The organism is Kitasatospora sp. NPDC094019 (assembly GCF_044764505.1).
Lineage (GTDB): Bacteria > Actinomycetota > Actinomycetes > Streptomycetales > Streptomycetaceae > Kitasatospora.
Map to the genome: position 1 here is coordinate 528762 of NZ_JBIWIF010000003.1, position 25274 is coordinate 554035.

Here is a 25274-nt window from a genome sequence, read left to right on the forward strand (position 1 = left end):
CCTCCCCACCCCCGTCCCACCCCACCCAGAGTCCAAGGTCCCCACCACCCGTCCGGTGGTCCCGGGCAAAGGGTCCGGCGGTCGGGATTCCGTTCGACCACCCCGCCGCTCTCGAGGTGCTCGAACCGGGTCACACGCTGACAAGCTTCCGATCACGAACGGTTCGGGGCGCCGGTCAGGGGAGGGTGAGGACGCGGGGGCCGGTGGAGGTGATGGCGACGGTGTGTTCGACGTGGGCGGCGCGGGTGCCGTCGGTGGTGCGGAGGGTCCAGCCGTCGGGGTCGGTGGTGTGGGTGTCGGTGCCGCCCGCGATGAGCATCGGTTCGATGGCGAGGACCAGGCCCGGCTTCAGGGGGTAGCCCCGGCCCGGGCGGCCCTCGTTGGGGAGGTGCGGGTCCTCGTGCATCCGGCGGCCGATGCCGTGGCCGCCGTAGCCCTCCAGCAGGCCGTAGCGTTCGCCGCGGGCGACGGTGCCGATGGCGTGGGCGATGTCGCCGGTGCGGTTGCCGACCACCGCGGCGGCGATGCCCGCCTCCAGGGCGCGGCGGGCGGTGTCGATCAGCCGCCGGTCCTCGGGGTGGGGCGGGCCGACGGTGAAGCTGACGGCGGCGTCGCCCGCCCAGCCGTTCAGGAGCGCGCCGCAGTCGATGCTGACGAGGTCGCCCTCGCGCAGCCGGTAGCCGGTCGGGATCCCGTGCACGACGGCGTCGTTGACGGAGGCGCAGATGACGGCGGGGAAGGGCACCGGGGCGAAGGCCGGACGGTAGCCGAGGAAGGGCGAGGTCGCCCCCGCCTCCCGCAGCACCTCCCGGGCCACCTCGTCGAGTTCGCGCAGACTCACCCCGACCCCGGCCGCGCGCTCGACCGCCGCCAGCGCCGTGGCGACCACCCGCCCGGACTCCCGCATCGCGGCCAGCGCCGCCTCCGACTTGAACTCCACCATGGGACCCTCCGGACATGGCTCCAATTCTTATACCGGTATTTGTATCACGGTCGAGGAGGTCGGGCCGACACGAGGGCGCGAACGGGGGGCTGGACGCCCGGCAACCCGGGTGGCCTACCATCGGGGGCATGGTGAGGACTCCGCTGACCCCCGGGGAACGCGAGCGCGGTGAGCGCTTCGGCGTGCTGCTGCGCGAGGCCCGGGGCGGGCGCAGCATGGTCGAGGTGGCGGCGGCGGCCGGGGTGTCGGCCGAGACGCTGCGCAAGATCGAGACCGGGCGCGCGCCGACACCCTCGTTCTTCACCGTCGCGGCGCTGGCGTACACGCTGGGACTGTCGCTGGACCAGCTCGCCGCGGCGGCGGTACTCCCGAACGAGGACGAGGGCGCGGCGCTGTCGGCCTGACCCGGCCGACGGACCGGGGCCGGGTGGGGGGCCGGCCCCGGGACGCGGCCCCCCGGGCCCCGGGGGGGTCGGCGCCGGTCAGGCGGTGATGCCGCCGTCGAGGACGAGGTCGGCGCCGACGGTGAACGCCGACTCCGCGGAGGCGAGGTGCAGGACGGCGGCCGCGACCTCCTCCACGGCCCCGGCGCGGCCGACGGGGACGTCGCCCTTCATCCGGTCCGCCTTGTCGGAGGTGTTCTCGCCGGGGCGGGTGGACATGGAGGTGTCGATCGGGCCCGGGCTGACCATGTTGATCCGCACGCCGTCGGCGATGTGGTCGCGGGCGGCGCTGCGGGTGAGGGTGGCCACGGCGGCCTTGGAGACGGCGTAGGCGCCGAGGTTCTCCAGCCGCATGTGGGTACCCAGGTTGGAGGCGATGTTGACGATCGCCCCGCCGCCGTTGGCGCGCTGGTGGGCGATCTGGTGCTTCATCGCGTACCAGGTGCCGTTGAGGTTGATGTCGATGACGCGCCGCCACTCCTCCTCCGCCACGTCGGCGATGGGGGCTATGCCGCCGAGTACGCCGGCGTTGTTGACGGCGATGTCGAGGGCTCCCAGCCGCTCCACGGTCTCCCGGACCAGGCGGGCGGCGTCCGCGGGGTCGGCCACCGAGCCGACCAGGGCCACGGCGGTGCCGCCCTCCCGCTCGATCAGGGCGACGGTCCCGGCCAGGGCCTCGGCGGTGCGGCCGGCGACGGCGACGCGGGCGCCCTCCCGGGCGAAGGCGAGGGCCACGGCTCGGCCGATGCCGCTGCCGCCGCCGGTGACCAGGACGGACTTGCCGGTGAAGCGGGTGGTGCTGCGGGACATGGAGATACTCCTCGATCGAGGTCTAAATTGACCGTTCGGTTCAGAATAAGGACATGAAGAAGGAGGGAGGAAGAAGAAGGGGGGAGGAAAGGGACGGAACGAAAGCCGCGAGCGGCCAGGGGACCGGTCAGTCGAGCAGGGTCAGGGCCTGGTCCGCCGCGTCGCGCAGCCGGGCCGAGCCCTCGCCGGCCTTGCCGATCACCCGCATGCCCTGGAACAGCACCAGCAGCATCCGGGCCAGCGCCTGCGGGTCGCGCCCCTCGGACAGTTCGCCCTGGGCGCGGGCGCGGACCAGCGCCGTGGTGAGCACCGTTTCCAGGTGGAGCAGGTTGGACTCCACCCGGCGGGCCGCGTCCTGGTCGTGCGGAGCCAGTTCGACCGCCGTGTTGGTGACGAAACAGCCCCGGTGCGGGCCGCCCTCGCCGTCCGCCGCGGACTCGGCGGCGAACCGGCGGACCAGGGCCCGGACGGCCGGCAGCACCGGACCCGGCTGCGACAGCTCGGCCAGCAGGACCGGCTGCTGCTGCTGGCCGTACCGCTCCAGGGCCCGCAGGTAGAGCTCGCGCTTGCTGCCGAAGGTGGCGTAGACGCTGGCCCGGGCGATCCCCAGATGCTCGACCAGTTCGGCCATCGAGGTGGCCTCGTAGCCACGCCGCCAGAACAGCTCCAGGGCCGACTGGAGCGCCGCGTCGGGGTCGAATTCCTTGGTCCGTACCATAGCTGAAAGGTAGTCGATTCCAGATCGGTCGGTCAAGAATAGATGTGGAGGACCGGGCGCCCCGCCCCGGCAAGGGGCGGGGCGCACCGGGGCCTCAGTCCTCGGCGGACCCGGCGAGATGGCGCTCCACGGTGGCGACCTTGCGGGTCAGCCCGTCGGTCACCCCGGCCCGGTCGTCGATCTTGATGACGGTGCTGACCCGGTTGCTGTAGGTCTTCACCGCCTCGATCGCCTCCCGGATCACCGGCATCACCTCGTCCCACTCCCCCTCGATGCTGGTGAACATCGCGTCCGTACGGTTCGGCAACCCGCTCGCGCGGACCACCCGGACGGCGGCGGCCACCGCCTCCCCCACATCCTCGCCGACCCCCAGCGGGGTGACCGAAAAGGCAGCGATCACGGCTCCGTCTCCTCCCACGACTCCCCGGTGCCGAGGCCCGGGTCGGGCCCCGGCCACCGGGCGACCAGCCTAACCAGCGGGTCAGACGACGGTCGGCAGCGGCGGGTCGACCGCCAGCGGGGCGCTGCTGCGGGCGCGGTGCTGGGCGGCCCAGGCGGTGAGCGCGACGGTGCAGGCGTGGTCGAGGTGGCGCAGCCCGGACCAGTCGAGTTCGACCGGGCGGTCCGCGGGGAGGCGTTCGAGGGTGTCGAGCAGCCGGGGCAGCCGGAGGAAGGTGGCGTTGCCGCTGAGCCGGACCCGCAGCGGCGATTCCTCCGCACCGGACGCGGCAGGCCGTTCCTCGACGCCGATCTGGAGGTGGGAGGTCTGCCAGGCCGACTTGGCGACGGCCAGGCCGATGCCGATCAGCACGCCCTCGAACAGGTCGGTGGCGAGGATCGAGGCGGCGGTCACGGCGAGCACCGCCGCCTCCCCCCGGTGTTCGCGGCAGAGCGCGACGGTCCGCCGGACCGGGATCAGCTTGGCGCCCGCGTGGACCAGGACGGCGGCGAGCGCGGTCAGCGGGACCAGGCCGAGCGCGCCCGGCAGCAGGGCGGTGAAGAGCAGCAGCCAGCCGCCGTGGAGGACGCGGGACGCCTTGGTCCGGGCGCCGGCCTGGACGTTGGTCGCGCTGCGGACGATTACCGCCGTCATCGGGAGCGCGCCGAGCAGTCCGCAGAGGGCGTTGCCGATGCCCTGGGCGGTGAGTTCGCGGTCGTAGTCGGTGCGCGGGCCGTGGTGCATCCGGTCGACGGCGGCCGCGCTGAACAGCGTCTCGGCGGAGGCGATCAGGGTGAAGGCGAGGACGGTGCCGGCCCCGGCCGTGGTGGCCAGTGCGCCGAGGGCGGCGCGGTCGGGGAGCTGGAGGACGTCGAGCAGCCCGGCCACCTCGACCCGGGCGACCGGCAGGTCGAACAGGGCGGTGACGGCGGCGGCCAGGCCGACCGCGCCCAGCGGGCCCGGCACGGCACGCGCGAGCCGGGGCGGCAGGTACTTCCAGCCGACCAGCACCAGCAGGGTGGCGACGCCGAGCGCCAGGGCGCCCCGGTCGGCGGCCCCGGTGACGGCGTCGCGCAGCAGCGCGGGCAGGCCGGCGATCTTCTCCGGTCCGGTACCGGGGGCCCGGCGGTCGGCGAGCGCGTAGAGCTGGCCGAGCAGCAGGGTGAGGCCGATGCCGGCCAGCATGCCGTGCACCACGGACGCCGACATGGCACGGAACCAGCGGCCCAACCGCAGGGCGCCCATGGCGAGTTGGAGCAGACCGGTGAGCAGCACCAGGACGCCGAGGGCGCCCGCGCCGTACTGCTGGACGGCTTCGTGGACGAGGACGGTGAGACCGGCGGCCGGGCCGCTGACCTGGAGGCTGCTGCCGGGCAGCGCACCGACCAGCAGGCCGCCGACGATGCCCGTGACCAGGCCGAGTTCGGCCGGCACCCCCGAGGCGACGGCGACGCCGACGCAGAGCGGGAGGGCGACCAGGAAGACGACCAGGGAGGCGGGGAGGTCGTACCGCCAGGGCACGGCGCGCAGCACGGCGGCCGGGCCGCGCCGTGAACGGGCACGGGAGCGGGAGCGGAGGTGGGAACGGAAGGACGGGGCGGCGGGCGGAGTCTTCCGCCGTCGAGGCAGACCGTTCACCGGCACACCGCCCGAGGGGCGGCGCCACGAACGGGGACGGCAGGGACGGCGAGGACGGCAGGACAGGCGGGCAGGGCACATCGTCGAGGCATGGGGAGCTTCCTTCCACGCGCCCGGCGGGGCGGCGCGTCGCGGGCGACGCATCGGCGGCGGGCGCGTTGCTGCGGTGTGCCGCTGGTGGCGGCGATGGCGCGGTGCGACAGTGGCGCGGTGCGGCGACGGCGCGGCGAATGCGCCGGCGCGGCGAGCGTGCTGGACGGGACCGGCGACCGGAGCTCCCCCGCTCGCCCCCGGACGGCCCCCGACCCTCGTGAACCCCCGTACCGCGCCCCCTTGTTGAACATGGCAACCATGACGGGCCCGGCGTGGGACCGACGGTACCCAGCACTTCGGAGCCTGCCGACCTCGCACACCGTGCCTCCATGGCAATCGCACGCCACCGACGCATCCGGGCCGAAATGCGAGCTCATGGCGGGTACGCGCGTTCGCTGGTCGAGCGGGTGACCGACCGACTCCCCCTCCGCACGGGTTCCACATTCTGTTGAAAGCCCCCTTGACGCCCCGACGACCCCCGTCCTACTTTTATTCCACATACAGAAACCGTTCTTCCGTATGGTGGAATTCTGGAGATGAGCCCTCCGACCCACTGCGGGCCGACGCAGGAGAGACCCGATGCCCCGAATGACAGCCGCCCGCGCGGCCGTGGAGATCCTCAAGCTCGAAGGCGTCGACGTCGCCTTCGGCGTGCCGGGCGCGGCCATCAACCCCTTCTACGCCGCCCTCAAGGCGTCCGGCGGCATCCGGCACACGCTGGCCCGCCACGTCGAGGGCGCCTCGCACATGGCCGAGGGCTACACCCGCGCCGCCGCGGGCAACATCGGCGTCTGCATCGGCACCTCGGGACCGGCCGGCACCGACATGATCACCGGGCTCTACTCGGCCATCGCCGACTCGATCCCGATCCTGTGCATCACCGGCCAGGCCCCGGTCGCCCGCCTCCACAAGGAGGACTTCCAGGCCGTCGACATCGCCTCGATCGCCAAGCCGGTCACCAAGGCCGCCACCACCGTGCTGGAGGCCGCGCAGGTCCCCGGCGTGTTCCAGCAGGCGTTCCACCTGATGCGCTCGGGCCGCCCGGGCCCGGTGCTCGTCGACCTGCCGATCGACGTCCAGCTCACCGAGATCGACTTCGACCCGGAGGCGTACCAGCCGCTGCCGGTCTACAAGCCCACCGCCAACCGGATCCAGATCGAGAAGGCGATCGCGCTGCTCCAGGAGTCCGAGCGGCCGCTGATCGTGGCCGGCGGCGGAGTGATCAACGCCGACGCCGCCGGGCTGCTGCTGGAGTTCGCCGAGCTGACCGGCGTCCCGGTGGTGCCGACCCTGATGGGCTGGGGCATCGTCCCGGACGACCACCCGCTGAACGCCGGCATGGTCGGCCTGCAGACCTCGCACCGGTACGGCAACGAGAACTTCCTCGCCTCCGACTTCGTGCTCGGCATCGGCAACCGCTGGGCCAACCGCCACACCGGCGGCCTGGACGTCTACACCGAGGGCCGGACCTTCGTCCACGTCGACATCGAGCCCACCCAGATCGGCCGGATCTTCGCCCCCGCGCTCGGCATCGCCTCCGACGCCCGCGCAGCACTGGAGCTCTTCGTGCAGGTCGCCCGGGAGCTGAAGGCCGCCGGCACCCTCAAGGACCGGTCCGAGTGGGCCGCGTCCACCCAGGAGCGCAGGGAGCGGCTCCAGCGCCGCACCCACTTCGACAACGTGCCGCTGAAGCCGCAGCGGGTCTACGAGGAGATGAACCGGGCGTTCGGCCCGGAGACCCGGTACGTCACCACGATCGGCCTCTCCCAGATCGCCGGCGCGCAGCTGCTGCACGTCTACAAGCCGCGGCACTGGATCAACTGCGGCCAGGCCGGTCCGCTCGGCTGGACCATCCCGGCCGCGCTGGGTGTCGCCACCGCCGACCCCGAGGGCCAGGTCGTGGCGCTCTCCGGCGACTACGACTTCCAGTTCATGATCGAGGAACTGGCGGTCGGGGCGCAGCACCGCATTCCCTACATCCACGTGCTGGTCAACAACTCCTACCTGGGGCTGATCCGGCAGGCGCAGCGGAACTTCGACATCGACTTCCAGGTCAAGCTGGAGTTCGAGAACATCAACGCGCCGGAGCTGGGCGTCTACGGCGTGGACCACGTCCGGGTCGCCGAGGGCCTGGGCTGCAAGGCGATCCGCGTCACCGAGCCGGAGGGGCTGCTGCCGGCCTTCGAGGAGGCCAAGAAGCTGGCCGCCGAGTTCCGGGTGCCGGTCGTGGTCGAGGCGATCCTGGAGCGGGTCACCAACATCTCGATGGGCGCGGCCGACATCGACAAGGTGATGGAGTGGGAGGAGGTCGCCACCCTCCCGGAGCACGCCCCGACGGCGATCCGCCCGCTGTCGGTCTGACCCCCTGCCCGGAGCCCCGAGGGGGTCGGGCGCCGCGCGGCCGAACGGCCGTCCGGTGTTCGGCCCCCGGGTCGTGCGGGTACGTACCGGGGAACGCCCGGGCGCGATTCCGCGCGCGGACCGGCTGCCCCGGGAGGCCCCGCCGTGCCCTTCTCGATGACCCGCGCCGCGTGCGAGCGCTTCCTGGCCGGCGTGCACGTCGGCGTCCTGTCCGTCGCCGGCGCGGAGCACGCCGAGGCCCCGCTCTCGGTGCCGATCTGGTACTCCTACCGGCCCGGCGGGCTGGTCACCGTGCTGACCGGGCGGCAGTCGGTGAAGGCCCGCCGGATCCGGGCGGCCCGGCGGTTCACGCTCTGCGCGCAGCAGGAGGAGACGCCCTGCCGGTACGTGAGCGTGAGCGGGCCGGTGGTGGCGATCGAGGACGGCATCGACCCGGCCGAGCGCGCCGCGCTGGCCCACCGCTACCTGCCGCCCGCCACCGCCGAGGCGTACCTGACGGCCACCGCCGAGCAGCTGACGGCCGACGTCACCGTGCGGATGCGCCCGGAGCGCTGGCTGAGCGCGGACTTCTCCGCCGTCACCGCGCACATCGCCGCCCTGGAGCGGCGGCGGGCCGGGGAGCTGCGGCAGGGCGGGGAAGTACCGCAGACCGGGCCGCCCGCCCCGGAACACCCGCTGCCCGGTCGTGGTTGAGCAGGTGGGACACGCCGGGCGGGATACCGTACCGGCGCGGGCCCGCCCGCCGCCGCACCACCGATGACCACCACTTCCGCCGAATGGGGAACACCACCGTGAGCCTGTACGACATCCCGCTGCGCACGCTGACCGGCGAGGCCGCCTCGCTGGGCGACTACAAGGGCAAGGCGCTGCTGATCGTCAACGTCGCCTCCAAGTGCGGCCTGACCCCGCAGTACTCGGGCCTGGAGCGGCTCCAGGCGCGGTACGCCGAGCGCGGCTTCACCGTGCTGGGCTTCCCGTCCAACCAGTTCGCCGGTCAGGAGCCGGGCAGCGCCGAGGAGATCCAGACCTTCTGCTCCACCACCTACGGCGTGACCTTCCCGCTGTTCGAGAAGACCGATGTGAACGGCGAGGACCGGCACCCGCTGTACGCGCGGCTGACCGAGACGGCCGACGCCGAGGGCGAGGCCGGGGACGTCTCCTGGAACTTCGAGAAGTTCCTGGTGTCGCCGGACGGCACCGTGGCCGCCCGGATCCGGCCGCGCACCGAGCCGGAGGCGGACGAGGTCATCGCCGCGATCGAGGCCGTGCTGCCGACCGCCTGAGCCACGCCGCCCGCAGCGACGGGCCGAGAAGGCGGTACCACCGGTCGTCCCGGTGGTACCGCCTTCTCGTTCAGGGGGCGCCGCTGCGGACACGGCCGCGGGTCGACGCCGGGCCACTCGTCCGGCGGGCGCTCAGCCGGATCTCCCGCGCCGGTCACCGCGCACACCGCTCCGCCCGACGGCCGCACACTCCCGGTGGAGCGGTCGGTGGGACACCACCGACCCCCGCCTCGCAGCCCGGGCCCCTCGGGCAGCCCGCGGGGTCAGGCGCAGTGGTAGGGGAACGAGACCGCGGCGGTACGGGAGCCGGGCGCGAGGATCTCCAGGGTCGCGGTGGCCGCGAGCGTGCCCCGGCCCTCGAAGTTCCAGCGCAGCACCAGTTCGGTGCGGTGGGTGCCGGAGCCGATGTCCTGGCCGATCTCGGCCGAGGTGGTGCCGTCGCTGCGCAGCCAGCGGTAGCGGAGGGTGCCGGCGCCGTTCGTCTCCACCACGGCCTTGACCACCGCCACCGAGTCGCAGCCGGGGCCCGCCGGGTCGGTGGTCACGCCGACGCCGGTGACGGCGAGGGCGGGCGTGGAGAACCGCCAGAACAGCAGCGCCAGGACCGCCAGCAGCAACAGCAGCGGGAGCAGCCAACGCCACACCCGGCGGCGTGGCGGCTCGGTGCCGGGGACGGCCGCGCCGTGCCAGACGGCGGCGGCCAGCGGCGGGACGCCGGGGCCGAAGCGCCGCAACTCGCCGGGGGCGAGCGGCCGTTCGTCCTCACGGTCGGCGGCGGCCGGAGCCGCGACGGAAGGAGCAGAGGCAGCCGGAGCCGCGACGGAAGGAACGGAGGCGGCTGAGCCCGAGACCGAGGACCCGGACGACGCGAGCCGTGCGGGCGCCGGGCCCGGCGGGGGCGTGGCACCGGCCGGGACGGGGGTCGAGGAGGGGGCGGTCACGGTGAGCGCGGCCTCGGCCACGGCCGGGGCGAGGTCGGCCGGCGCCGGGCCCGGGGCGGCGACCACCGACGGCGGACCGGCCGCCGGGACGGTGACCGTGAGCGCGGGGTCCGCCTCCGCCGGGGTGGCGGTGCCGTGGGCCGGGGTGTCCAGCAACGTGAGCGCCTCCACCGTCTCCCCCGCGCCTCCCCAGACCCCGGCGTCGAGGAAGGTCGCGCTCGTGGCCTCGCTCGCGTCGATCCGTACGGTGACCTCGCCGGCCGGGCCGCCGCCGACCGGACCACCCGGCGCGTCGGTCCCCGAGCCGGACCCGGCCCCGGACCCGAGCCGGACGGTCTCCGTACCGCCGTCGGCGGGCGGGTCGACTCGGACGGTCCGGTCGGCATCGCCGTCCGCGACCGGGGCCGGGTCGGAGTCGGGTCGGGGCGTGGACATGGCTCCTCCAGTGAGCGCGATGGGGGCGGGGAGTGCGGGGCGGGGAGCGCGGGACGGACCTGCGCGGCGACGGGACGACTCAGCGCGGCGGGTCGCAGAGGAAAGCCGCCACCGTGTCCGACGTCCGCCCCGGCCTCGCCGCGGCCGGGGCGGTGCCGATCCGCACGCCCCAGGTCGGGAAGGTGTCGGCCGAGGTGAAGTCGTGGGTCCGACTGACCGTGGCCCGGCCGTCGTGCACCGCCACGGTGTCGGTCGCGACGTCGACGGTGCGTTCGCCGAGGGTGTGGAACCAGGTCAGCGTCAGCGTCCCGGTGGCCGCGCCCTGGGCGACCACGGTGACCGTCGCGGTGGTGCTCCAGCGCCCGGCGCAGGACAGCGCGTCCAGGTTCACCGAGCTCACCGCGATGGTCGGGGCGACGGTCCGGGTCGGCGCGGCGGTGAGGGTCGGGGACGGCGGCGTGCTGCCGGGTCCGGCGGGTGTCGCCGAGGACGGGGCGACGTCGGGAGCGGTGGACGGGACGGTCACCGGCGGGGCGGGCGGCGGGACGCTCCCGGTCGCGGCCGGGCCCGAGGACGGCACGGCGGAACCCGGCGGGAGCGGCGGCCGGACAGTGCCGGGGCCGGTCGGCGTCCCCGGGGAGGTCCGGCCGGTCGGTGCGGCGGCGGGGCCGGTGCTCCGGCCGCCCGGGCTTGAGGGCGCGCCGGGGGACGGCGGGCCCGAGGTCGGGGCGCCACTGGGCGAGGCGTCCGGCGCGTCCGGCGCGGGCGTCGCGGAGGGGTCGGAGGGCTCGGGGCTCGGGGTGTCCGGGCCCTCGGTCGCGGCGGCGGAGGCCACGGGCGAGGCGGCACCGGCCGGGTCGAACGGACCGATGCTGGTGGTCGCCTCGGGGGCGACTCCCCCGACGACCGTGCGGGAGTCGCCGTCGACGGCCCCGGCGATGGCCATCCCGGCCAGGGTGGCGAGGGTCAGCGCGCCGGCGGCGACGCCGGTGAGGGCCTTGCCGCGGGTGCCGGTGCGCGCGGCGCGCCGGATCAGCGTCTCCCGGACGACGACGGCCGGCGCCGCCCCGGTCCCGGACACCGGGCCCGTGGCCGAGGACGCCCCGGCCGAGGAGTCCAGCGCCGACGACCCGCCGCCCAGCGCCGTGTGCGCCAGCGAGGTCCCGGCGGCCGCGCCGCCCGCGCCCGGCAGCAGCAGCGCGAGCAGGGCGACCAGCGCCGTCAGGTCGAGCCGCCCCTTCTCCTCCCACCCCGCTCCGTACCCGGCCGCCGCGACCGCCTCCAGCTCGACCAGGAGCGCGGTCGCGCTGTCGGGGCGCTCCCCGGGGTCCTTGGCGAGGCCGGAGAGGATCAGCGGCCGCACCGGGTCCGGCGTCAGCTCGGCCGGGATCGGGGCCTCGGTGTGCTGGACCGCGAGTTCGGCGAAGGTCGTGCCGCCGTAGGGGCGGGCGCCGGTCAGGCACTCGAAGAAGGTGACGGTCGCGGCGTAGACGTCGCCCGCCGGGGAGGCGGGGCGGCCGGCCCACTGCTCGGGGGGCATGTAGGCGGGGGTGCCGGAGACGTCCCGCTCGTCCCCGCTCGGCACCGCGATCCCGAAGTCCACCAGCTTGGACGTCCCGGCGGTGTCCACCAGGACGTTGGCGGGCTTGTAGTCCCGGTGCACCACCCCGGCGCCGTGCGCGGCGGCCAGACCGAGCAGCGAGCCCTTCAGCACCACCAGGGCCGCCTCGGGGGTGGTGGCGCCCTCGGCGCGGAGCAGGTCGCGCAGGGCGATGCCGTCCACCAGCTCCATCACGATCGCCGCGCCGCGCTCGCCCTCGACGTACTCGTAGAGCCGGGTGACGTGCGGGGAGTCGAGTCCGGCCAGGACTTCGGCCTCGGCCCGCAGGGCGGCCGTCCCGGCCGCGCGGTGCAGGTACTTGACCGCCACCGGGGTGCCGGTCGCCCGGTGCCGGGCGAGCACCACCCGGCCGCTCGCGCCCGCGCCGAGCTCGCGCTCGTGGAGGTACTCGGGGAGTTCCCAGGGCCGCTCGTCGGCGGGCTCCGGGGCGGTCCCCGCGGCGGGGGCGGTGCGGCCCCCGTCCCGTCTGCCGTCCTGCTGCTTCCGGTCGTCCATCGCTTCGTGCTCTCCCCGTTCACGGCCCGCTCGGCTCTGCGGCGACGCACCTTACGGCACCGCCGACGCTCCCTGGGACGCGCCCGGTGAACAGCGGGTTCCGGGCCGGCGGAGCCACCGGATCACGATTCGGGTGCTTCGCACACCGTGCCAATCGTGCGCGCGTAGGAACGGGCGCACGGGGGCGCACACGGGCGCGTGCAGGGGCGTGTTCAGTCGAGCAGCAGCCTGGTGCCCGGGGGCAGTCCACCGGTCCGGGCCGCGTCGCGCAGGTGTGCCAGCAGGGTCGTCCGCAGCGCCGCCGCCGCCCGGGTCGGCGGCACCTCGTGGCCGTGGGCGACGGCGATGGTGCGGCCGAGGCCGGGACCGGCGAAGTGGGCCACGGTGAGACCCGAGCGGTCGGCGACCATGCCGGGCAGCACGGCCGGCCCGAGCCCGGCCCGGACGAAGCCCAGCACCGCGTCCATCTCCCCGCCCTCCACCGCGAACTCGGGCTCGAAACCCGCCGCCCGGCAGGCCGCCAAGGTGGCCTCCCGCAGGTCGTAGCCCTCCCGGAACATCACCAGCGGCTGCTTCCCCAGCTCCGTCACCCGCACCGTGCGACGGGTCCTCGGCCCGGCGGAGACCAGGACGAGTTCCTCGTGCAGCAGCTCGGTGACGGCGAGCGCCGGCGCGGCCTCGCCGCTCGGCGGGGTGATGATCAGCGCGAGGTCCAGCTCCCCCGCCGCCAGGGAGCGCACGAGGTCACGGGAGCCGCCCTCGCGCACCACCAGCGCCACCCCCGGGTAGCGGTCGCGGAACACCCGCAGGACGTCCGGCACCAGGCTGGTGCACAGGCTCGGCGGCGCCCCCAGCCGGACCCGGCCGCGGCGCAGCTGGACGGTCTCCTGCACCGCGAGCCGGGCGCTCTCGGTGTCGGCGAGGATGCGGCGGGCGAGCGGCAGCAGGGCGTCCCCGGCGTCGGTGAGGGCGATGTTGCCCCTGGTCCGGTGGAACAGTTCGGCGCCCAACTCCCGCTCCAGGGAGCGGATCTGTTGCGAGAGTGACGGCTGGGCGACGTGTTCCGCGTCGGCCGCGCGGGTGAAGTGGCGGGTCTCGGCCACGGCGAGGAAGTAGCGGAGCTGCTGGAGTTGCACAGCTCCCATCATAGGCAGGGCCTATCGTCGTGAGCCGCATCATGTCTTGGACGCACCCTGGCCCCGTCCCTACCGTTGAAGCCATGACAACCGCGACTCGGACGGCCCGGCATCCGTCCATCCTGGCGACCCTGTGGCGGTCGACCGTCGGCAAGAAGGCGGTCATGGCCGTCAGCGGACTGGCCATGCTGCTGTACCTGGTCGCGCACATGCTGGGCAACCTCAAGGTCTTCTTCGGCCCGGACGACATCAACGGCTACGCGGCCTGGCTGCGCACGATCGGGCAGCCGTTCCTCGGCCACGAGTGGTTCCTCTGGATCGCCCGGGTCGGCCTTCTGGTCGCCGTCGTGCTGCACGGCGTGGCCGCGTTCCAGCTGAGCCGGCGGGATGTCGCCGCCCGGCCGGACAAGTACGCCCACCAGCGGCGGCGGGCGAGCTACGCGACCCGGACCATGCGCTGGGGCGGGGTGATCCTGGCGCTGTTCATCGTCTGGCACGTCCTCGACCTGACCACGCTGACCGTGAACCCCAACGCCGAGCACGGCCGGCCGTACCAGAACATCGTGGCCTCCTTCGGCAACTGGTACTCGTGCGTGATCTACATCGTGGCGATGCTCGCCGTCGGCCTGCACGTCCGGCACGGGTTCTGGAGCGCCGCGCAGACCCTCGGCGCCAACAACGCCCGCCGGGACCGGGTGCTGAAGCTGACCGCCAACGGGCTGGCGCTGCTGCTGACCGTCGGCTTCCTGTCCGTCCCCGTCGCCGTGATGACCGGAGTGGTGAAGTGAACGCGTACCCGGACTACCGCGTCGGCGAGCCGATCGCCGACACCAGGGCCCCCCGGGGACCGATCGAACAGCGCTGGGACCAGCGGCGGTTCGAGGCGAAGCTGGTCAACCCGGCGAACCGGCGCAAGCACACCGTGATCGTGGTCGGCACCGGCCTGGCCGGCGGCGCGGCCGGCGCCACCCTCGCCGAACAGGGCTACCACGTGGTCCAGTTCTGCTTCCAGGACTCGCCCCGCCGGGCCCACTCGATCGCCGCCCAGGGCGGCATCAACGCCGCCAAGAACTACCGCAACGACGGCGACTCGATCCGCCGGCTGTTCTACGACACCGTCAAGGGCGGCGACTTCCGCGCCCGCGAGTCCAATGTGCACCGCCTGGCCCAGGTGTCGGTGGAGATCATCGACCAGTGCGTGGCCCAGGGCGTGCCGTTCGCCCGCGAGTACGGCGGCCTGCTCGACACCCGCTCGTTCGGCGGCGTCCAGGTCTCGCGGACCTTCTACGCGCGCGGCCAGACCGGCCAGCAGCTGCTGCTCGGCGCCTACCAGGCGCTGTCCCGGCAGATCGCGGCCGGGAACGTGGAGATGCACGCCCGCACCGAGATGCTCGACCTGCTGGTGGTCGACGGCCGGGCCCGCGGGATCGTCGCCCGCGACCTGGTCACCGGCGAGGTCTCCACCCACACCGCCGACGCGGTGGTGCTCGCCTCCGGCGGCTACGGCAACGTCTTCTACCTCTCCACCAACGCCAAGAACTCCAACGCCACCGCGATCTGGCGGGCGCACCGGCGCGGCGCGCACTTCGCCAACCCGTGCTTCACCCAGATCCACCCGACCTGCATCCCGCGCTCCGGCGAGCACCAGTCCAAGCTGACGCTGATGAGCGAGTCGCTGCGCAACGACGGGCGGATCTGGGTGCCGAAGGCCAAGGGCGACACCCGGCCGCCGGCCGAGATCCCGGAGCAGGACCGCGACTACTACCTGGAGCGGATCTACCCGTCCTTCGGCAACCTGGTGCCGCGCGACATCGCCTCCCGGGCCGCCAAGAACGTCTGCGACGAGGGCCGCGGCGTCGGCCCCGGCGGGCAGGGCGTCTACCTGGACTTCGCCGACGCCGTCCGCCGGCTGGGCCGGGACGCGGTGGAGGCCAGGTACGGCAACCTGTTCGAGATGTACGAGCGGATCACCGCCGAGGACCCGTACCGGGTGCCGATGCGGATCTACCCGGCGATCCACTACACGATGGGCGGGCTGTGGGTCGACTACGACCTGCAGACCACCGTGCCGGGCCTGTTCGCGATCGGGGAGGCCAACTTCTCCGACCACGGCGCCAACCGGCTCGGCGCCAGCGCGCTGATGCAGGGGCTCGCGGACGGCTACTTCGTGCTGCCGCCGGTGCTCAACGACTACCTGGCCCGGGAGTCGCTGCCCCCCGTCCCGGCCGACCACGAGGAGATCGCCTCGGCCGAGGCCGAGGTGGCGGACCGGCTGAACCTCATCCTCGCGGTGGACGGCGACCGCACGCCCGACTCCTTCCACCGCGAGCTGGGCGAACTGCTCTGGGACAACTGCGGGATGGCCCGCGACGAGGCGGGGCTGCGCCGCGCGCTGGAGCGGATCCCGGTCCTGCGGGAGGAGTTCTGGCGCCGGATCAAGGTGCCCGGCACCGGGCAGGAGCTCAACCAGTCGCTGGAGAAGGCCAACCGGCTGGTCGACTACTTCGAGCTGGCCGAGCTGATGTGCCTGGACGCGCTGCACCGGGCCGAGTCCTGCGGCGGCCACTTCCGCACCGAGAGCCAGACCCCGGAGGGCGAGGCCGCCCGGCGGGACGAGGACTTCTCCTACGCCGCCGCCTGGGAGTTCACCGGCACCGGCCGGGCGCCCGTCCTGCACCGGGAGCACCTCGACTTCGAGTACGTCCACCCCACCCAGCGGAGCTACGCGTGAACCTCACCCTTCGGATCTGGCGCCAGGCGGGCCCCGACACGCCCGGCTCGATGACCACCTACCAGGTCGGCGGGATCAGCCCCGACATGTCCTTCCTGGAGATGCTGGACACCCTCAACGAGGAGCTGATCCTGCGCGGCGACGCGCCCGTCGCCTTCGACCACGACTGCCGCGAGGGGATCTGCGGCGCCTGCGGCATGGTGATCAACGGCCGGGCGCACGGCCCCGAGCGCACCACCACCTGTCAGTTGCACATGCGGCACTTCGAGGACGGCGACACCATCGACGTCGAACCGTGGCGGGCGGCGGCGTTCCCGGTGGTCAAGGACCTGGTGGTGGACCGGTCGGCCTTCGACCGGATCATCGGCGCCGGCGGGTACATCACCGCCCCGACCGGCAGCGCGCCCGACGCCCACGCCACGCCCGTCCCCAAGGAGGCCGCCGACACCGCGTTCGAGCACGCCGAGTGCATCGGCTGCGGGGCGTGCGTGGCGGCCTGCCCGAACGGTTCGGCGATGCTGTTCACCTCCGCCAAGGTGGTCCACCTGAACGTGCTGCCGCAGGGCGCGCCCGAACGCGCGTCCCGGGTGCGGAACATGGTGGAGGCGATGGACGCCGAGGGGTTCGGCGGCTGCACCAACACCGGCGAGTGCGCGACGGCCTGCCCCAAGGGCATCCCGCTGCCGAGCATCGCCGCCATGAACCGTGAGTTCCTGCGCGGTTCGCTGCGCGGGGGCCGCTGACCCCGGGGCGGTCCGCGAGGACGGCCCCCGTCGAGCCGGAGCGGGGCGCGCGTGGTGCTCGTGCGCGCCCCGCTTCTTCGACTGTTCGTCAGGATCGGTGCTGGCCCCTCGGATTTCGCGCTACGGTGGTCCCCGCGCCGAGGAGGAACGCATATGCCCGAGGTTCAGTCCTGCTCCGGGTGCGGTGGGTCCGGGGGGACCCAGAAGACCGAAGCCACGGTCGAACTGGACGAGGAAGGGAGCATGGTGCCGAAGATCCACACCTTTTGGTCGCCATGCGGTCGGTGCCACGGATCCGGGACGGTGATCGTCGGATGAGACTGGTCTTCGAATGCGTCGAATGCGGCAGCCACTACCTGCCGCCGGAAGCGATGGTGTACCCCGACGGGCCGGCCTCGCCGGTCTGGTGCACTCCCTGCCAGACCGCGAAGCGGGCGGCCGGGGTCCGGGAGGACCCGCTGCTGGCCCGGGTCGCCCTGGCGACGGCCCGCGCGGCCCGGGCGCTGGCGGCCGGGGCCGAGGGGCCGCCGACCGGGCGGGGGGACGTACGGCCGTCGCGCCCGCCGCTGTCGCGACGGGCGCGCTCGGGCCCGGGCGGTGTGCGGGGCAAGCTCGCGTAACCGGGTTCGAGATCCCCGGCCGACAGCCGGGGATCTCGAACCCGGGGCTCGGCTCCGGGTCTCGGCTCCGGGTCTCAGCTCCGGACGACGACCATCTGGGCACCGCCGTCGGGCATCCCCGCGATGGACACCTTCCGCCCGCCGAAGCCGGTGTTCCACCACCCCTGCCAAGTACCGGCCGAGTAGCGCGCGTTGTGGTAGACCTGACCGTCGTTGCCCACCGCGAGCATCTGCGCGTCACCGTTGGACATCCCGGTGATCGCGAGGCTCCCGGCCTGGAAGCCCGCCGCGCCGCCGTAGCCGGCCACGGCGTTCCAACCCTGCCAACTGCCCGACGCGAAGCGCGCGTTGTGGTAGATCTTGCCGTCCGCACCGGTCGCCATCACCTGGGTGTCACCGTTCGGCATGCCGGCGAAGGCGATGTCCTTGGCCTGGAAGGTGTCGGCGCCGAAGCCCGCCACCGCGTTCCAGCCCTGCCAGGTGCCGTTCACCGCGCGGGTGGTGTGGTAGACGTTGCCGTCGTAGCCGATGATCAGCACCTGGAGGCTGCCGTCCGGCAGGCCGGCCGCCGCGATCCGGTCGGCGCCCCAGTCGCCGATCGGCACCCAGCCCTGCCAACTGCCCGAGACGAAGCGGGCGTTGTGGTAGATCTTGCCGTCCGCGCCGATCGCCGTCACCTGGGTGTCGCCGTTCGGCATGCCCGCGATCGCCTCGGCCCTGGCGGCGAAGCGCGGCGCTCCGCCGTACCCGCCCAGGGGCGCCCAGCCCGACCAGGAACCGTTCGCGTAGCGGGCGGTGTGGTAGAGGTTGCCGTCGGTCCCGGTGGCCAGGGTCTGCGTCGACCCGTCCGGGGTGGCCGCTATCGCCTCCTGCGAGCCGTTGAAGAACGGAGCGGTGCCGACCCCCTTGAGCGGCTGGAAGGACGTCCAGTTCCCGTCCACCAGACGGGTCGCGTGGAAGAGGTCCCCGGGCGAGCTCACCGGCACGGACGGCGCGGGGTAGGGGTCGGCGTGGTCGGTACCCAGACCGCCGTTGCACTTGGCCGCCCACGCCCCGGTGCCCTGGCCGGCCAGGATCCGCTCGGCCGTCAGGATCTGCTGCTGCTTGGTGGCCTGGTGCGGGAGCGCCGCATACTGCGTCCCGCCGAACGCCTCCCAGGTGCTCCTGGTGATCTGCAGGCCGCCGTAGTACGGCCATCCGGCGCGGTAGTAGCTCCAGTCGCCGCTGCTCTCGCACTGTGCCACCCGGTCCCAGGTGGCCACCGAGGCGGCGTGGGCGGAACCGGCCGCGACGGCCGGCAGGCCCAGGGCCGCGAGGGCGGTGAAGGTGAGGGAGGCGGCGAGGGAACGGCGGGTCGAGCGGGACATCGGAACCTCTTCCAGGACGGCGGGGCGGCTACCGGACCGGGGCCGGAGCAAGGAGCCTGAGCAGGGGCCGGCGGCGGGGGCCGGACCGGGGACGGGCTGAGCGGGGCGGGCGGAGCGGGCCGGCCCACCGCGCGGGGACCGCGGGTGGGCCGGCCGGGAGGGCTCGCGCCGTCGATCAGTTGTAGGTGCCGCCGATCGAGACGTCCCAGTGGTTGCCGACCACGCCGCTGAGCTGGATCGGCGCGGCCGGGTCCCAGCTGCCGGAGCCGTCGCGGATGGTGTGCATGATCCGGTCGTCGTTGGTGATGAAGACGACCTGGAGCTCACCGTCGACGTTCGCGGCGCTGACCCGGTTCGCCGTGAAGGAGCCGATCACCGGGGCGAGCTGGTTGAAGGGCTGCCAGGTGCCGTTGGCGTAGCGGGCACCGTGGTACTGCTCACCGCTCGTCGTCACCACGACGATCTGCGCGTCACCACCGGTGCCGGCGATCGCGACGTCCTGGGCGGCGCCGACGTTGCCGGCGGCGTCGTACGCGCTGGCCCAGGGCTGCCAGCTGCCGGAGACGGCGCGGATGGTGTGCTGGACGACGCCGCCCGCCACCGTGACGACCTGGAGCTGGCCGTTGACGCTGGCGGCCGCGGCGCTGGTCACGGTGCCCGAGGCCGGGGTGATGTCGCCGAAATGCAGCCAGGTGCCGTTGGCGAGCCGGGCGGTGTGGAAGAGCCGGCCGTTGGCGACCGCGACGACGTGCAGGTCACCGCCGATGGAGACCGCCGAGAGCTTGGTCACGCTGCCCAGCTGGTTGGTCTGCGGGCCGATGTCGGCGAAGCCGTCCCACGAACCGGTGTTGTGACGGATGGTGTGGTAGATGCTGCCGTTGCCGCCGACCGCGAGGACGTGGGTGTCGCCGTTGATGCCGGCGTCGGCGATGGCCTGGACACCGCCGATGTTCCCGGCCGCGGCCTCGACGTTGCCGAAGCCGGTCCACGAACCCTGGCTGTTGCGGGTCGAGTGGAAGACGTCACCGCCGCCGTTCACGATCACCTGGGCGCCCCAGCCCACCGGAGCCGGCTTGGGCGGCAGCGGGGTGCTGTCCACGGTCTTGTCGTAACGGTAGGGCAGGAAACCGTTGTTGACGAGGTAGCTGCGCGAGTAGGTGGTCCTGCGGGCGGTCAGACCGGACCGCGGCTCCTCCATGATGTTCGCGGTGGTGTGGCTGCCGTCGGTCCAGCCCACGAACAGCACCACGTGGGTGGTGATGTTGTCGATCATGTCGCCCGGCTGCAGGTCGTCCAGGCTGTTGAGCCGGGTCGACACGTCGTCGAGGGTGGAGGTCACCCGGCTGGAGTTGAGGTGCCAGGCCATCGAGACGAAGCCCGAGCAGTCCTGCCGGTAGGAACCGTTGCTGTCGGAGTGCCACAGGCTCTGGCTGTACGGCACCGCCTGGTCGACCCAGTTCTGGGCCCGGGCGATGATCTCGGAGCGGGTGATCGGGCCGTTGACCGCGGAGGTTCCGACCGCCTGGGCCGGTGCGGTCAGCGAGACCGTGGAGAGGGCGGCACCGAGAACGAGGGCACCGGTCAGGGCGATGTTGGCGAGCTTGGAGCGGGTCACGGACATGGTGAAGGATCTCCAGAGAGGTAATGGTGGGTCGGCGGCCGCCCGCGGCTGGCGGGTTCAGGGGCTCGTCGACGAAGAAGGAGGACGCGGCGGCACGGTGCTCGGACCGGCGTACTGCTCTCCGGGAGCAGTCGGCGCGCCTGGCGCTCCGGCACGGAGGCGCCGGGAGAAGTGCTGTGTCGGACCGCCTCACGGGACCGGTGGGACGGCTGCCCTGCAGGAACAGCCGGCCGGGCCCGGATCGGACGGCGGCGGGGTGGAGCGGGCGTCAGCTCCGGACGGTGCCGATACCGGGTGCGGCGGGTACGGCGGGTGCGGCGACCGCGGTGGCCTCGGTGACGACGGTGCGGAGCATGAGGGTGCCCTCTCCTGGTTCGGCCGGTTCGGCCGGTTCGGCCGGTTCGGCTGGTTCGACGTCGTGGCGATCAACCGGTGGACGCACCCCGCGGTGGTGTTTCTCCCGGTGCCGCTCCGGGCTGTTCCCCTGGCGGCGATCACTACTCTCGTCGCTGGCCGACCCGGGTGGAAGGGCTCCTGGCCTGCCGGAACCGTCCTTGGACCGTTCCGGTCACCGGCCTCTCCGGAACACCTCGGCCGCCACCGGCCCGGGTGTCACGGGTACGCGCGCGGGGCGTCGGCGGAACGGCGCCGAGCGGGCCCCGCCGCCGGTCAGAACAGCGGTTCCTGTCAGAACAGCGGTTCCTGGGTGTCCGGAGCCTCCGGTCGGACCCTGGGGACCAGCGACAGCCCGGACGCCGGGCGGCCGGGTGCCGGGGTGAGCGTCCAGCCGGTCAGCAGCCGGGTGTCCAGGAGCAACGGCGGCTCGCCGTCCGGCCGGTCGAGCAGCAGGTGCCGGCCGATCGGCGCCCGCAGCCGCCCGGCCACCACCGCGCCGTGCGCCAGGCCCTCGACCGCGTGGTAGGCGTCGGGGGCGCCGCCGGTCAGGCCGAAGACCGCGACGTGGTCGACCACCGGGTGCCCGGGCAGCAGCTCCACGTCGTGGCCGTGCAGCAGCTCGTGCGCGCGGGCGCGGGCGTCGGTCAGCACGGCGCGGCGGTGGTCGGTGTCACCGTGCTCCCACCAGTGCTCCACCTTGGCCCGGGCCTTGAACCGTTCCCGGGCCAACCCGGAGGATGAGAGCGTGAGTTCGGCCCGCCGGACGGCGGGCAGTCCGCCCCGGGCGGCGAACGTCCAGGCCAGCGCGCCCTGTTCGAGCAGCCGACTGGTGCCGCGCTGCTCGGCGGTCAGGCCGACCTTCAGCAGCCCCTCGCCGAACCAGGCCAGGTACAGCCGGTAGGTGCGGCCGTCGTCGAGGATCCGGTCGCGGGCCAGCGCCAGGCCCCGGTCCACGCTCTGGCAGGGCGCGCACTGCACCGAGGCGCCGTCGGGGGCGATCCCGGCCCGGTGCGGGCACGGGGTGCGCTCGTCCCGGCCGGCCAGCAGCGCCCCGATGCAGCGGCGCGGCCCGCCCAGCGACCAGCCCACCTCGGTGCCCGGCACTACCTCGCGCTCGTGCGTCCGGCGGCCGTGGACGGCGCTCAGCAACGCCCGGCCGTCCCGCCACGCCAGTCCGGTGGAAACCCACCCGTCCGCCCCGCTCACCCGCACCTCGCCCGCGCCGTCCGAACCGCCGAGGGTACCCGGTGGCGCCGACAGCGGCCGCCGGCGGCCGGCTCCGCCGGTGCGACCGCGACCGCGCTCGCGCTCGCGCCGACCCGCGCCCCTGCGGCCCGGTAGCGTCGCCGCATGATCACCACCGACACCGACAGCGCGACCGGCGCCACCCCGCCCGGGCCCGTGACCCCGGACGACCTGGCCGCCGTCCTGCGGCTCGCCACCGACACCCTGCGCGCCGCCCCCGCCGACGCCGACTGGTCCCGGCCGGCCGGCGGTGTCGACTGGGACTGCTGGAGCACCGTCGAACACCTCGCGGACGACCTGCTCGCGTACGCGGCCCAGCTCGGCCCGGAGGAGCCGCCGCGCGACCGCTACGTGCCGTTCGTCACCCGGCGCCCCTTCCCCGGCGGGCCGAACAACTTCGTCCTCGCCGAACGGGCGGGCGGACCGGCGGCGCTCGTGGAGGTGCTGGAGGCCGGCGGCGGGCTGATGGTCTCGATCGCCCGGACCAGGGGGCCCGGGGTCCGCGCCTTCCACCCCTGGGGACTGGCCGACCCGGCCGGGTTCGTCGCGATGAGCCTGGTGGAGACCCTGGTCCACCTGCACGACGTGGCCGAGGGACTGGGGCTGCCGTGGGAGCCGCCGGCCGGGGTCTGCGCCCGCACCCTGGCCCGGCTGTTCCCGGACGTCCGGCCCGATGCCGCCGGCCCGTGGCCGACCCTGCTGTGGGCGACCGGCCGCGCCGACCTCCCCGGCCGCCCGCGCCGCACCGGGTGGCGCTGGCACGCGGATGTCCCGACCGCCCCCGGCGCAGCCTGACGCCCGCTCACCGCCGGGCGACGCCGCAGGTCGCGGGCCCTTTGCGCGCTCCCCCGGCGCACGTTCTATTGTGGCGGGCGCGGGCGGTGGCGCGGCCGGGAGGCCGGTGCCGGGCCGGAGCGGCATGGAGCGAAGGGGTGGACGTGGCGGGGCGGCGGAACAACGGGGTGCTGACGGTCTGGGCGGAGGCGCAGCGGCAGGAGCAGCGCCGGGAGGAGGCGCGCTGGCGTGCCCAGGCCGCCGAGCAGCGCCGGTGGGAGCGTGAGCAGCGCGAGGCGCAGAAGGCGGCGGCCCGTACCGAGCGGGAGGCGCAGCGGGAGTACCAGCAGTCCCGGGAGGCCGAGGCCGCCCGGCGGACGGCCGAACTCGACGGCCGGGTGGAGGAGTTGCGGGGTCTGCTGGCGGCCGGTCTGGCCCGTCCGGCGTTCCGGGCGCAGAGCCTGCTGGCACCGCGCCCGGTGCCGCCGTTCGATCCCGGACGGCTGGGCGAGCCGGTGCCGATGCCGGACCAGGCGCGCTACCAGGTGCCGCCGCCGGACCGGGCGCAGGCCCGCAATCCGGGGGTGCGGCAGCAGTACGAGCAGTACGTGGCGCAGGCGCGGGCCCGGTTCGAGCAGGACTGGTACGCGGCGCAGGCGGCCGAGGCGGAGCGGCAGCGGCGGCTGGGCGAGTACCACGGGCAGTACCTGGAGTGGGTGGCCCGGTGCCGCCGGGAGGACGAGGAGCGCGCCGCCCGGACCGAGGAGTCGCTGAGCCGGCTGCGGTCCGGGGAGGCGGAGGCGGTGCAGGAGTACTTCTCGGCCGTGCTGTACGCCTCGGCAGGCTGGCCGGAGGGCTTCCCGCACCGGCTGGTGGCGGCCTGGGAGGCGAGCAGCCGCCAGCTGGTGGTGAACTGGGAGCTGCCGGGCGCGGACGTGGTCCCGGCGACCGGCCGGGTGCGGTACGTGAAGACGGACGACCGGGAGGCCGAGGTGGCCCGTCCGGCCACCGAGCGCAAGGCGCTGTACCGGGAGGTGCTGGCGCAGAGCGCGCTGCGGGTGGTGACCGAGCTGTACCGGGCGGACGGGGACGGGCTGCTGGCCTCGGTGGTGCTGAACGGCTTCGTGCGCGGCATCGACCCGGCGACCGGCCGGGAGGCGGAGCGCTTCCTGACCACGGTGACGGTCGACCGGGGCGAGTTCGCCGGTCTGGCGCTGGACCGGGTGGCGGCGGTGGAGTGCTTCCAGGGGCTGGGCGGGGTGCTGTCCGCGCGTCCCGAGCGGCTGGACGAGGTGCGGCCGGACCGGCTGCCGGAGACGGTCGGCGGCAGTGTGGCGGGCCAGGGCGGCGAGGACGATCCGGACCTCTTCGAGATGGACCCGATCGAGTTCGAGGAGCTGATCGCCGAGCTGTTCCGGCTGCGCGGCTTCCGGGTGATGACCACGGCCCGCAGCGGGGACGCCGGGGTGGACGTGGTCGCGGAGGACCTCGATCCGGTGACCGGCGGGCGGATCGTCATCCAGGCGAAGCGCTACCGTTCGACGGTCTCGCCGACGGCGGTGCGCGACCTGGACTCGACGGTCCGCCACCACGGTGCGATCAAGGGGATCCTGGTGACCACGGCCGGGTTCGGGCCGGGTTCGTACGACTACATCCGCAACAAGCCGCTGACCCTGGTGAGCGGTCCCGAGCTGGTGGAGCTGCTGGCCGAGCAGGGTCTGCGCGGCCGCCTGGGCGGGCGGTCCGACGGCGGGAACGGAGGCCGGTCCGGCTCCGGCCGGAGCGCGAACGGCGACGCGAACGGCGACGCGAACGGGTCGACGGCCGACGCGGGGGCGCCGGGCACGGTGACCACGGTGGCCCTGTCCTGGAGCAGCCGCACGGCCGGCGGGGACCCGGTCGAGCTGGACGTCTCGGCGTTCCTGTGCGCGGGCGGCCGGGTGCTGGACGACGAGCACTTCGTGTTCTTCAACAACCCGCAGGACCCGGACGGTGCCGTCCGGCTGCACCCCACCCGCTCGGTGCCGGGCGAGCCGGTGCGCCGGGCCGAACTCACCCTGGACACCGCGCGGCTGGCCCCGGCGGTGGACGAGGTGGTGGTGGCGGTGTCGACCGAGGAGGAGGAGTCGCCGGCGCTGCCGCTGGGCTATGTGCACGGTCTGACGCTGACGGCCGCGTTCGGTCCGGACGCGGACGGCCCGGCGAACTGGGCGGCGGCGACCGGCGGGGTGCCGGAGAGCGCGATGGCCGTCGGATCCTTCCAACGCCGCGGCGGCGCCTGGCGGTTCGAGCCGGCCGGAACCCCGGTGCCGGGAGGGCTGGCCGGTCTCGCGGTGCGCTGGGGCGTGGCGGTCGAGTAGCCGGGCCGGGCCGGGACTGCGACCGGCAGAGGAGTCCCCGTCATACCCGAGGAGGAGAGGA

General features: G+C 74.4%; 22 protein-coding genes. 10 read left to right on the forward strand and 12 right to left on the reverse strand.

What is annotated here, in order from left to right; translation table 11 throughout:
• Positions 1-175: 175 nt before the first annotated feature.
• Entirely contained in the window at positions 176-943 is a 768-nt protein-coding gene (gene map / locus ACIQ9P_RS10005) for a type I methionyl aminopeptidase (RefSeq protein WP_402352627.1), read from the reverse strand.
• A gap of 128 nt (positions 944-1071) precedes the next feature.
• Here map and ACIQ9P_RS10010 point away from each other — a divergent pair, with 128 nt between their 5' ends.
• Entirely contained in the window at positions 1072-1347 is a 276-nt protein-coding gene (locus ACIQ9P_RS10010) for a helix-turn-helix domain-containing protein (protein WP_402352630.1), read from the forward strand.
• 78 nt (positions 1348-1425) lie between these two features.
• Here ACIQ9P_RS10010 and ACIQ9P_RS10015 read toward each other — a convergent pair whose 3' ends face one another.
• The 4 genes from ACIQ9P_RS10015 to ACIQ9P_RS10030 all read right to left on the reverse strand — a co-directional run bounded on the left by ACIQ9P_RS10015 (position 1426) and on the right by ACIQ9P_RS10030 (position 4886).
• Positions 1426-2196 carry an SDR family NAD(P)-dependent oxidoreductase gene (locus tag ACIQ9P_RS10015; RefSeq protein WP_402352633.1) on the reverse strand — a complete coding sequence of 257 codons (771 nt, stop codon included), beginning with the start codon at positions 2194-2196 and terminating at the stop codon, positions 1426-1428.
• A gap of 127 nt (positions 2197-2323) precedes the next feature.
• The gene (locus ACIQ9P_RS10020) at positions 2324-2914 is read right to left on the reverse strand and encodes a TetR/AcrR family transcriptional regulator (protein ID WP_402352636.1); all 591 of its coding nucleotides are present in this window, start codon (positions 2912-2914) and stop codon (positions 2324-2326) included.
• Positions 2915-3008: 94 nt separating this feature from the next.
• Positions 3009-3314 carry an MTH1187 family thiamine-binding protein gene (locus ACIQ9P_RS10025; protein ID WP_402352639.1) on the reverse strand — a complete coding sequence of 102 codons (306 nt, stop codon included), beginning with the start codon at positions 3312-3314 and terminating at the stop codon, positions 3009-3011.
• A gap of 81 nt (positions 3315-3395) precedes the next feature.
• Positions 3396-4886 carry a SulP family inorganic anion transporter gene (locus ACIQ9P_RS10030; protein WP_402352732.1) on the reverse strand — a complete coding sequence of 497 codons (1491 nt, stop codon included), beginning with the start codon at positions 4884-4886 and terminating at the stop codon, positions 3396-3398.
• A gap of 777 nt (positions 4887-5663) precedes the next feature.
• Between ACIQ9P_RS10030 and gcl the strand changes: the two genes are divergently transcribed.
• The 3 genes from gcl to ACIQ9P_RS10045 all read left to right on the forward strand — a co-directional run bounded on the left by gcl (position 5664) and on the right by ACIQ9P_RS10045 (position 8728).
• Positions 5664-7445: a glyoxylate carboligase gene (gcl, locus tag ACIQ9P_RS10035; RefSeq protein ID WP_402352642.1), complete on the forward strand. Its 1782-nt coding sequence runs from the start codon at positions 5664-5666 to the stop codon at positions 7443-7445.
• Positions 7446-7589: 144 nt separating this feature from the next.
• Positions 7590-8138 carry a pyridoxamine 5'-phosphate oxidase family protein gene (locus ACIQ9P_RS10040; protein ID WP_402352645.1) on the forward strand — a complete coding sequence of 183 codons (549 nt, stop codon included), beginning with the start codon at positions 7590-7592 and terminating at the stop codon, positions 8136-8138.
• Positions 8139-8236: 98 nt separating this feature from the next.
• Positions 8237-8728, forward strand: coding sequence for a glutathione peroxidase (locus ACIQ9P_RS10045; RefSeq protein WP_402352735.1), 492 nt, complete (start codon positions 8237-8239; stop codon positions 8726-8728).
• 263 nt (positions 8729-8991) lie between these two features.
• On the opposite strand, the gene ACIQ9P_RS10050 is transcribed toward ACIQ9P_RS10045, so the two are convergent.
• The 3 genes from ACIQ9P_RS10050 to ACIQ9P_RS10060 all read right to left on the reverse strand — a co-directional run bounded on the left by ACIQ9P_RS10050 (position 8992) and on the right by ACIQ9P_RS10060 (position 13356).
• Complete coding sequence (locus ACIQ9P_RS10050; RefSeq protein ID WP_402352648.1) at positions 8992-10104, reverse strand: hypothetical protein; 1113 nt, start codon at positions 10102-10104, stop codon at positions 8992-8994.
• Positions 10105-10183: 79 nt separating this feature from the next.
• Positions 10184-12220 (reverse strand): protein kinase, encoded by a 2037-nt coding sequence (locus ACIQ9P_RS10055; protein ID WP_402352651.1) that lies wholly within the window; start codon positions 12218-12220, stop codon positions 10184-10186.
• Between the two features lie 212 nt (positions 12221-12432).
• On the reverse strand, positions 12433-13356 hold the full coding sequence (locus tag ACIQ9P_RS10060) for a LysR family transcriptional regulator (RefSeq protein WP_402352653.1): 924 nt from the start codon (positions 13354-13356) through the stop codon (positions 12433-12435).
• Positions 13357-13439: 83 nt separating this feature from the next.
• Here ACIQ9P_RS10060 and ACIQ9P_RS10065 point away from each other — a divergent pair, with 83 nt between their 5' ends.
• From ACIQ9P_RS10065 to ACIQ9P_RS10080, 4 genes are all read left to right on the forward strand, one after another.
• The gene (locus ACIQ9P_RS10065; protein ID WP_402352656.1) at positions 13440-14144 is read left to right on the forward strand and encodes a succinate dehydrogenase cytochrome b subunit; all 705 of its coding nucleotides are present in this window, start codon (positions 13440-13442) and stop codon (positions 14142-14144) included.
• On the forward strand, positions 14141-16087 hold the full coding sequence (locus ACIQ9P_RS10070) for a fumarate reductase/succinate dehydrogenase flavoprotein subunit (RefSeq protein WP_402352659.1): 1947 nt from the start codon (positions 14141-14143) through the stop codon (positions 16085-16087). The genes ACIQ9P_RS10065 and ACIQ9P_RS10070 overlap by 4 nt, the downstream gene beginning before the upstream one ends.
• The gene (locus ACIQ9P_RS10075; RefSeq protein WP_402352662.1) at positions 16084-16830 is read left to right on the forward strand and encodes a succinate dehydrogenase/fumarate reductase iron-sulfur subunit; all 747 of its coding nucleotides are present in this window, start codon (positions 16084-16086) and stop codon (positions 16828-16830) included. The genes ACIQ9P_RS10070 and ACIQ9P_RS10075 overlap by 4 nt, the downstream gene beginning before the upstream one ends.
• Before the next feature lie 314 nt (positions 16831-17144).
• Complete coding sequence (locus tag ACIQ9P_RS10080; RefSeq protein ID WP_402352665.1) at positions 17145-17450, forward strand: hypothetical protein; 306 nt, start codon at positions 17145-17147, stop codon at positions 17448-17450.
• Positions 17451-17524: 74 nt separating this feature from the next.
• On the opposite strand, the gene ACIQ9P_RS10085 is transcribed toward ACIQ9P_RS10080, so the two are convergent.
• The 4 genes from ACIQ9P_RS10085 to ACIQ9P_RS10100 form a co-directional block, all read right to left on the reverse strand.
• The gene (locus ACIQ9P_RS10085) at positions 17525-18817 is read right to left on the reverse strand and encodes a transglycosylase family protein (RefSeq protein ID WP_402352668.1); all 1293 of its coding nucleotides are present in this window, start codon (positions 18815-18817) and stop codon (positions 17525-17527) included.
• Positions 18818-18992: 175 nt separating this feature from the next.
• Positions 18993-20438 carry a hypothetical protein gene (locus ACIQ9P_RS10090; RefSeq protein ID WP_402352671.1) on the reverse strand — a complete coding sequence of 482 codons (1446 nt, stop codon included), beginning with the start codon at positions 20436-20438 and terminating at the stop codon, positions 18993-18995.
• 268 nt (positions 20439-20706) lie between these two features.
• Positions 20707-20880, reverse strand: coding sequence for a hypothetical protein (locus tag ACIQ9P_RS10095; RefSeq protein WP_402352674.1), 174 nt, complete (start codon positions 20878-20880; stop codon positions 20707-20709).
• Positions 20881-21125: 245 nt separating this feature from the next.
• Positions 21126-22040, reverse strand: coding sequence for a DUF2797 domain-containing protein (locus ACIQ9P_RS10100; RefSeq protein WP_402352677.1), 915 nt, complete (start codon positions 22038-22040; stop codon positions 21126-21128).
• 144 nt (positions 22041-22184) lie between these two features.
• Between ACIQ9P_RS10100 and ACIQ9P_RS10105 the strand changes: the two genes are divergently transcribed.
• Together ACIQ9P_RS10105 and ACIQ9P_RS10110 are read left to right on the forward strand one after the other, a co-directional pair.
• Positions 22185-22874: a maleylpyruvate isomerase N-terminal domain-containing protein gene (locus tag ACIQ9P_RS10105; RefSeq protein WP_402352680.1), complete on the forward strand. Its 690-nt coding sequence runs from the start codon at positions 22185-22187 to the stop codon at positions 22872-22874.
• A 137-nt stretch (positions 22875-23011) separates the two neighbouring features.
• Positions 23012-25213 carry a restriction endonuclease gene (locus ACIQ9P_RS10110; RefSeq protein WP_402352683.1) on the forward strand — a complete coding sequence of 734 codons (2202 nt, stop codon included), beginning with the start codon at positions 23012-23014 and terminating at the stop codon, positions 25211-25213.
• Positions 25214-25274 lie beyond the last annotated feature (61 nt).